Below are 6,947 nucleotides of genomic sequence, written 5' to 3'. Positions count from 1 at the left end.
CACGCCACCCTCTGCATGGTGGCCCACGGATTCCTCGCGCTGCGTCGAGCGCTTTTTCCCCCGGAAGCGAGTGCAATGGACGCTGCCCATGGTGCGGCGTCGCCTTCAGCACTTGCTGCTCAGCCGCGTCGGCCACTGTCCCCTCTGCCTGCGTCACCTCAATCCCCGCGCTCCTCCTCTCGGGCCGTCACGCATCTGATCAAGTAGTACTAGGCAGAACGCAGAATTCTGGCGTGCAAAAATTATCGCCAACCAGCAACGTGACCGCGACACCGACGCGCGGCTCCGCGCCGACGGCTGGGCGGTCATGCGCGTATGGGCGCACGAGTCGCCGCACGAAGCTGCAGCACGCATCGCCAATGTCGTCCACGCGCGGAAGGCAAAGAGGCACACGTAAATCGACTCACGGAGTGAAGTTGTCCCGGTTTCGTGGCTCTCCCGCTCTTCGTGTGGACCGTAGGTTCAGACGGTGAGCAGCACTCGACGACGCAATAGGTCGAAGTTGGCGGCCATACATCTGACGCTTGAGAAGCTTGAGCTCCTCCGCCCCAGGATTTTCTGAGACCCCTTTCTGGGGGATAGCCTCCCCTCGTGAGGTGGATGTGAAGAAGCAGCAGAAGCAGGACAGGACGTCGGAGCGCGGCCGGTTCTCCGCGAAGCGGAAGAAGGAGGCTGTGCTCCGGTTGCTCAAGGGTGAGGAGCTCGACGCGCTCTCGCGGGAGCTGGGCGTCACGGCGGCGGTGTTGAGCGAGTGGCGGGAGAAGTTCCTGGCCGGAGCCGAGGCGAATCTCAAGAGCCGCGAGCCCGAGCCCGCGGACGACGAGGTGCTACGACTCAAGGCCATGGTGGGCGAGCTGATGAGGAAGAACGAGTTGCGGTGAGCGTCAAGGTAGTTGTGTGATGCCTGGAGGAACTCATGGACCCGTAGGGTGAAAGTCCCGAGGCGGCAACAGGTCAAGGCCGCATAGCTGGGGTGGCGCCGACAGGGGAGAGCCCTGCGGTGAAGCCCACCGACAAAGCCCCGTCTCAGCGGGGTGAGCGAGTGCGCGGGCCGTAACGACGCGTGAACGCCCAGTCGAGGCCCCGTCAATTGATGCCACCGGGTGCCGAGCCGCCACAACTACGGCGAAGGCAGCAGGGCGTCCCCGCAGAACGACCGAGGGGCCGCACCATCCGGCGGGGTAGAGGGCGACGGCACGTGCACAAGGACGTGAGTGGAAACAGGGAAGGGCTCCTCGCCCCGCGGAGAAAACCTGCGGAAGCAAGGTAGCCGCGGCGAGCCGACGAGGCGAAGCCCGGCGAAGGCGAGAGCCCGGCGGATGGGGTCGTAGTAGCGCGGAAGCGGGGTAATGCCCGTGGAGCGAAGGGCCCCTACCGGAGGCATTCCGAGCAGAGGAGCGAGGCGAGAGCGGGATGACAAAGCCCACCATCAGTCCGCAGGAACTCCGCGCGAGGATAGGCCATCGGGCGAAATCCGCCCCGAAGAGGGGATTCGGTTGGAAGCGGTGGAGTAAGGACGTTGTGTACGGCGCCTGGGGTCTCTTTGATGACTACCGGGTGAGGTACTACGCCGTCCTGAAAGCAGGCTCCCCGCCGAGCGGAACCATAACCCTGGTGAGATGACGCCTTCGCGGTGAGCCGGATGCGGGAAACCCGCCTGTCCGGTTCGACGTGGCGGGGACCGGAAACGGAGTGATGGCCCGCTCTACACGGGCACGAAGCTGGAAACGGCAGAAACGGCCAAGAGCAGCCTGCACACCACCGCGCCGGCCCCCGACCCGACCGCGTGAGAGGGTTCAACCAATGCGCTTCATTTCCTGCGCTGCCAGGGTGAGGCTCGGAGAGGGGCCGAGACGGACGGGGCCTGCGGGCGCCCAGTTGCGCGTGTCGCGGCTCCAACGCTCGGGATGACGGGCGCGTGCGCGCTGGTACACCTGGTGGCGCCGGGCGAGCAACGCGGCCTCTCGGCCGAAGTGCCTGTCGTCGGGCGTGACGAAGCGGATGGCGGAGTAGCGGTGCTCGGTATTGTACCAGCCCACGAAACGCGCCACCCAGGCGTGCGCGTCCCGCGTCGAGGCGAAGGGGCGCTGGGGGAAGAAGGGGCGGTACTTCAGCGTGCGGAAGAGGGCCTCGGAGAATGCATTGTCGTCTGAGACGCGGGGCCGGCTGAAGGAAGGCGCTACGCCCAGCCATTGCAGCGTCGCGAGCATCGTGGCGCCCTTCATGGGGCCGCCATTGTCGTAGCTCGGCGTAACAGGTCCTCCGGAGTTCGGCGAACCCGGTCGGGGTGAGTTCGGCCAAACCGGTCCGCACCGGTTCGGCCAAACCGGTCCACTCGGGCGTCCCGCCGACAGGCCACGCTGGCTTCCCAATGAAAGGGAAGTGGCGTGAGTAACCGGAGAGTGGAGATGGACCGGCTGCAGGAATTGGTGCGGTTGCACCGCCTGGGCACGCCCGCGCGGCAGGTGGCCCGGGTGCTGCGCATGGGCGTGGACGTGGAGCGCAACTACCGGCGCGTGTTGGAGGCGGCGGGGTTGCTGCGGGGCGACGCGCAGGTGCTACCCGAGCTCGAGGTGCTCAAGGCCGCGGTGCTGGCGGTGCGGCCCGCGGCCCCGCCAGTCCCCCAGCAGACGTCCAGCCTGGAGGCGCACCGCGCCCAGGTGGAAGCGTGGGTGGCGAAGGGACTGCAGCCGCAGGCCATCTTCACCCGGCTGCAGATGGAGGCAGGGATGCCGGTAGGCAGCCTCTCGGCCGTCAAACGCCTGGTGGGCAGCGTGCGTCGGGCCCAGGGCGTGAGTGAAGAGGACGTCGCAATCCCCGTGGAGACGGCCCCGGGCGAGGTGGCGCAGGTGGACTTCGGTGAAGTGGGCCGACTGTACGACGCGGATACGGGGGCGCTCCGGCGCGCCTGGGTGTTCGTCATGGTGCTCGGCTACAGCCGCCACCTCTTCGCCACGCTGGTGTTCGACCAGCGCGTGGAGACGTGGCTGCGCTGTCACGAGGCCGCCTTCGCGTACTTCGGCGGCGTGCCCCACTGCCTCGTGCCCGACAACCTCAAGGCGGCGGTGGTGCGCGCGGCCTTCGGGGTGGACGGGGAGAGGGCCCTGCAGCGCAGCTACCGCGCGCTGGCGCGCCACTACGGCTTCATCGTCGACCCGGCCCCACCCCGCGCCCCTGAGAAGAAGGGCAAGGTGGAGGCGGGCGTGCGCTACGTGAAGGGCAACTTCTTCGCCGGGAGGGCCGCAGAGGACGCGCGCGAGTGCGAGGCCGCCCTGCAGCGCTGGCTGCGGGACGTGGCGTCGGTGCGCGTGCACGGCACGACGGGGCGTCAGCCGCGCCTCCTCTTCCAGCAGGCCGAGGCCGCGGCGCTGCGTGCGCTGCCGGCGGCCGCGTGGGCACCCGAGGTGTGGCACGAGGCCCGCGTGCACCGCGACGCCCACGTCATGTACGGCCGACGGCTGTACTCGGTGCCTTGGCGTCTCATCGGCCAGCGCGTCTGGCTATGCATCACGGCCCACGACGTGCGCGTGTACGCCCAGGACGAGCGCGTGGCCACCCACCCGCTGCGCGGCGAGGGCCACCGCAGCACCGTGGAAGCCCACCTGCCCGAGGCGCGCGCAGCCCTGCGCCACAGCAGCCGCAGCCATTGGGAGACGCGGGCGGCTCGGCTGGGCCCCCACACCGAGGCGTACGTGCGCGCCGTCTTCGACGCGGATGACGTCCTCAGCCAGCTGCGCTGCGTGCAGGCCATGGTGGTGCACCTGGAGGGCTTCCCTCGCGAGCGGGCCGAGGCCGCGTGCCAGCGGGCGCTGCACTTCGGCAACCTGCGCTACCAGGGGCTCAAGGACCTCCTGCGCCGCGGCCTGGACTTGCAGCCGTTGCCCCAGGACGGGCACCTGGCCATCGCCACGCCTGCCGCCTCTCCTGCGCCGCCTGCGCCCCGCTACGCGCGCGACGTGCGCACGCTGCTGCTGCGCTAGCGCGGCCCTCTCGCTGTCCCCGCAGTCTCACCCCGCCGAGGAGTGTCACCACCCGCATGAGTACCTATGACGAACTCGTCCCCGTGCTGAAGAAGCTGCGCCTGTCTGGGCTGCTGCAGTCCCTCGAGGTGCGATGCCGCGAGGCGGCCGACGCCAACTTGTCGCTGACGGAATTCCTCTACCGACTGCTGGCCGATGAGGTGGAGCGGCGCGACGGCAAGCAGTTGGACGTGCGCATGCGCCGTGCCGCCTTCGAGCGGCCCAGCACCCTGGAGGATTTCGACTTCGCCTTCAACGCCTCCGTCCCGCGCGCCAAGGTGCTGGAGCTGGGCACCTGCACCTTTGTCGAGCGGCACGAGAACGTGCTGGTAGTGGGCCCGGCGGGCGTCGGCAAGAGTCACCTCGCCCAGGCGCTGGGCCAGCGAGCCTGTCGCGCCGGCCACGCCGTCCTCTACGTGAGCGCCCACGACATGCTCACGCAGTTGCGCGCCTCACGCGCCGACAACAGCTACGAGCGACGCCTCCTGCGCTTCATTCACCACGCCAGCCCTACTCATCATCGACGACCTCGGACTGCGGCCCCTCACGGGTGAGGAGGGCATCGACCTGTACGAGATTGTCCGCCGTCGCTACGAGCGTGCGGCCACTTGCATCACCTCCAATCGCGCCCTGGAGGAGTGGCCGCCTCTGTTTGGTGACGCACTGCTGGCCAGCGCCGCCATGGACCGGCTGCTGCACCACTCCCACGTCCTCACCATCGAGGGTGACAGCTACCGCAACCCGCCACTCGCCAAGCGCACCCGCGCACCGCGCGCGGCCCAGGCCCAGACCGCCGCACGCTGACACCTGGCGGAGCCCCTGCCGGACCGGTTTGGCCGAACCCGCGCGGTCCACGCCGTCGCGCTTCCCGGGCTCCTCACGTCCGGACCTCATTGGCCGAACCGAACAGCGACCTGATTAGTCGAGCCTTGACACGCCATTGTCCGAGTGCAGCACCAGCCCCTCGGGGCAGCCGGCGGCCTGCCAGGTTTCTCGGATGAGGGCCGCGGCATGCGCGGAGGACTCCTCCTCGTGGACGTGCCAGCTCATGATGCGGCGGCTGAAGACGTCCACCACGAGGTAGAGGTAGAGGAAGCAGCCCTTCACTGGTCCCTTCAGGTAGGTGATGTCCCAGCTCCACACCTGGCAGGGGGCACGGGCGGTGTGCTCGGCCCGGGGGCGCGGCGTGGGCGGCTTGGCGTGGCCTCGGTGCGCCAGTTGTCCCGCCTCGCGCAGCACCCGGTAGACGCTCGCTTCGCTGGCCATGTACTCGCCCCGGTCGGCAAGCCTCGGTACCAGTTGCTTGGGCGACACGTCCCGGAACTCCTCGCTGTTGGCTACCGCCAGCATGCGGCGCCTCTCCACCTCCGAAAGGCGGTTGGCGGGCCGGGTGCGCGGACCGCACCGCCCGTCCTGCGCGGTGGCCGGCTTCCTCCAGCGTTGAATGGTGCGAGGGGCCAACCCGAGCCGCTCGCAGACGGCCTCCAAACGCACGCCCTGCTGGAGGGCCTCCTCAACGTAGGTGAGCGTCATTTCTCGCGCTTCTCGTCCGCTGCGTCGTCCTCGTCGTCCAGGTGTCGCTCGTCCCAGCCTATCGCCTGAAGTTTTTTTTCGAGCACCAGCAGCGCCGCCGTCTCCGCCAACGCCTTCTCCTTGCGGTGCAGCTCGCGCTCCAACTCCTTCACCCGTTTCTCGGCGGCGGCCAGCCGCTTGCGCTCCTTGGCGGGCAGCGGCTCCGAGGAGGCACCCGAGAGGGCTCCGGCGGCGGCCTGCTGCCACTCCTTCAACTTCTCCTCGTGCAGCCCCTCACACGGCGCAGCAGCGCCCCCAACGCCTCGCCTTGGAGCCCCTGGGCCGCCACCAGCACGCACAGCTTCTCCTCGGGCGTCCACTTCTTCGGTCCAGTCGGTGGGGCGGGCTTTTCCTCGGGCGGGGGCATCATCGCCGCCAACTTATTCGCCTCCCTCAGCCACTGCGACAACGTTGGCTGCGACACGCCCACCTGGCGGGCCAACGCCGCGGCGCTCACTGCGCCAGGGCCCACCATCCGCCTCACCATCTCTGACTTGAATCCATCCGTGTACGGCACTGCAGCCTGCCTGCTCTCGCCCCCAAGGCGTGGTCAGCCCGGCCGAGGCGACAACTTCCCTGACACAGGAGGGAAGTGGGTACAGCGTTTCCATTCCCAGGGTGTATTCGCCCCGCTGGCAGCTTGCCGCGTCTGCCTACGCCCAGAGGGGAACCACACGAAGTGCGGGAGAGCCACGGAACCGGGCTACGCCCAGAGGTGCGTTGACTCCTCCAAGGGGGTGATGGTAGCCCCCTAAAGAGTGGGGCAGCCGCCATGACTCGCCCCGCTAAAATTGAGGGCGAGCACGATGAGCGGATTGATCGGTACTGCCAAGGTCGGGTCAGGAAAGCCAACGCTCGTACCACGTATCGACGGTACCGTTCTGTTGGACACACTCGGCGCACTCGCTGCGGGAATTGGCAAGTCGCCACCCATGTCTGTCACGACCCTTGAACGTGTCAAGGAGCAGGTGACAACGCTCATGACGTCGATCCTGCGGCACTACGAGGCGAACGTCGCCCCTGGAGAGGTTGGCCCCAACGGCACGGGGCTCGCGACAGGACAAGCCCCGTTCAAGGAGGGTTGCCCGACAGGGCTACTCTACGGTCGAGTTCAGAGCGGCAAGACGCTCGCGATGATCACTACCGCCGCGATGGCCATCGACAACGGCTTCAAGGTCGTAGTCGTCCTCACCTCGGACAACGTCAGCTTGGTGAAGCAGACCGCAGACTGGGCGTGATCCGCTTTCGTGGACAGGTTGACTATGCCGCTGCCCGTTCGAACTCGGCCGGCGCAGCGTAACCGATTGCCGAGTGCATGCGTTGCTGGTTGTAGAAGACCTCGATGTAGTCGAACAG

9 protein-coding genes and 3 pseudogenes are annotated in these 6,947 nt (G+C 68.2%); 7 read left to right on the top strand and 5 right to left on the bottom strand.

Annotated elements, in window-relative coordinates:
* Both D7V88_RS45710 and D7V88_RS37100 read left to right on the top strand, forming a co-directional pair.
* Positions 1-207 (top strand): annotated as a pseudogene (locus tag D7V88_RS45710) (IS701 family transposase); the annotation flags it as partial.
* A gap of 395 nt (positions 208-602) precedes the next feature.
* The gene (locus D7V88_RS37100) at positions 603-881 is read left to right on the top strand and encodes a transposase (protein WP_158625244.1); all 279 of its coding nucleotides are present in this window, start codon (positions 603-605) and stop codon (positions 879-881) included.
* 915 nt (positions 882-1,796) lie between these two features.
* Here D7V88_RS37100 and D7V88_RS37090 read toward each other — a convergent pair.
* A pseudogene (locus tag D7V88_RS37090) lies at positions 1,797-2,240 on the bottom strand (integrase core domain-containing protein); the annotation flags it as partial.
* Positions 2,241-2,387: 147 nt separating this feature from the next.
* Between D7V88_RS37090 and istA the strand changes: the two are divergent.
* The 4 genes and pseudogenes from istA (at position 2,388) to D7V88_RS45315 (ending at position 4,823) form a co-directional block, all read left to right on the top strand.
* Entirely contained in the window at positions 2,388-3,980 is a 1,593-nt protein-coding gene (gene istA / locus D7V88_RS37085; RefSeq protein ID WP_244238595.1) for an IS21 family transposase, read from the top strand.
* A 56-nt stretch (positions 3,981-4,036) separates the two neighbouring features.
* On the top strand, positions 4,037-4,573 hold the full coding sequence (locus D7V88_RS37080; RefSeq protein WP_244238594.1) for an ATP-binding protein: 537 nt from the start codon (positions 4,037-4,039) through the stop codon (positions 4,571-4,573).
* Positions 4,536-4,700, top strand: a pseudogene (locus D7V88_RS45600) (ATP-binding protein); the annotation flags it as partial. The gene D7V88_RS37080 and the pseudogene D7V88_RS45600, both read left to right, overlap by 38 nt.
* A complete protein-coding gene (locus D7V88_RS45315; protein ID WP_279636140.1) occupies positions 4,701-4,823 on the top strand; it encodes a hypothetical protein in 123 nt (40 codons plus the stop codon).
* A 114-nt stretch (positions 4,824-4,937) separates the two neighbouring features.
* Here D7V88_RS45315 and D7V88_RS37075 read toward each other — a convergent pair whose 3' ends face one another.
* The 3 genes from D7V88_RS37075 to D7V88_RS45595 are packed head-to-tail and all read right to left on the bottom strand — an operon-like array spanning position 4,938 to position 6,108.
* Entirely contained in the window at positions 4,938-5,552 is a 615-nt protein-coding gene (locus D7V88_RS37075) for a DDE-type integrase/transposase/recombinase (RefSeq protein WP_120545296.1), read from the bottom strand.
* On the bottom strand, positions 5,549-5,806 hold the full coding sequence (locus tag D7V88_RS37070; protein WP_120545295.1) for a hypothetical protein: 258 nt from the start codon (positions 5,804-5,806) through the stop codon (positions 5,549-5,551). Before D7V88_RS37070 ends, D7V88_RS37075 begins: the two co-directional genes overlap by 4 nt.
* Positions 5,803-6,108, bottom strand: a complete 306-nt coding sequence (locus D7V88_RS45595) for a transposase (protein WP_120545294.1) — start codon at positions 6,106-6,108, stop codon at positions 5,803-5,805. Before D7V88_RS45595 ends, D7V88_RS37070 begins: the two co-directional genes overlap by 4 nt.
* 289 nt (positions 6,109-6,397) lie before the next feature.
* On the opposite strand from D7V88_RS45595, the gene D7V88_RS37060 reads away from it, so the two are divergent.
* Positions 6,398-6,829 carry a DEAD/DEAH box helicase family protein gene (locus D7V88_RS37060; protein ID WP_147449030.1) on the top strand — a complete coding sequence of 144 codons (432 nt, stop codon included), beginning with the start codon at positions 6,398-6,400 and terminating at the stop codon, positions 6,827-6,829.
* Positions 6,830-6,851: 22 nt separating this feature from the next.
* Here the strand turns inward: D7V88_RS37060 and D7V88_RS37055 are convergent, their stop codons facing one another.
* Positions 6,852-6,947 (bottom strand): IS3 family transposase, encoded by a 96-nt coding sequence (locus D7V88_RS37055; RefSeq protein WP_372241176.1) that lies wholly within the window; start codon positions 6,945-6,947, stop codon positions 6,852-6,854.

It is taken from the genome of Corallococcus terminator, from assembly GCF_003611635.1.
In the GTDB taxonomy this organism is placed as follows: domain Bacteria; phylum Myxococcota; class Myxococcia; order Myxococcales; family Myxococcaceae; genus Corallococcus; species Corallococcus terminator.
Note: the sequence above shows the minus strand (reverse complement) of the source record. Positions and strands in the feature narration are given on the sequence as shown.

Excerpts from the sequence above, each read along its gene's own strand:
- D7V88_RS37080 (WP_244238594.1), top strand. The coding sequence starts at position 4,037 with ATGAGTACCTATGACGAACTCGTCCCCGTGCTGAAGAAGCTGCGCCTG.
- D7V88_RS45315 (WP_279636140.1), top strand. The coding sequence starts at position 4,701 with ATGGACCGGCTGCTGCACCACTCCCACGTCCTCACCATCGAGGGTGAC.
- D7V88_RS37075 (WP_120545296.1), bottom strand. The coding sequence starts at position 5,552 with ATGACGCTCACCTACGTTGAGGAGGCCCTCCAGCAGGGCGTGCGTTTG.
- D7V88_RS37060 (WP_147449030.1), top strand. The coding sequence starts at position 6,398 with ATGAGCGGATTGATCGGTACTGCCAAGGTCGGGTCAGGAAAGCCAACG.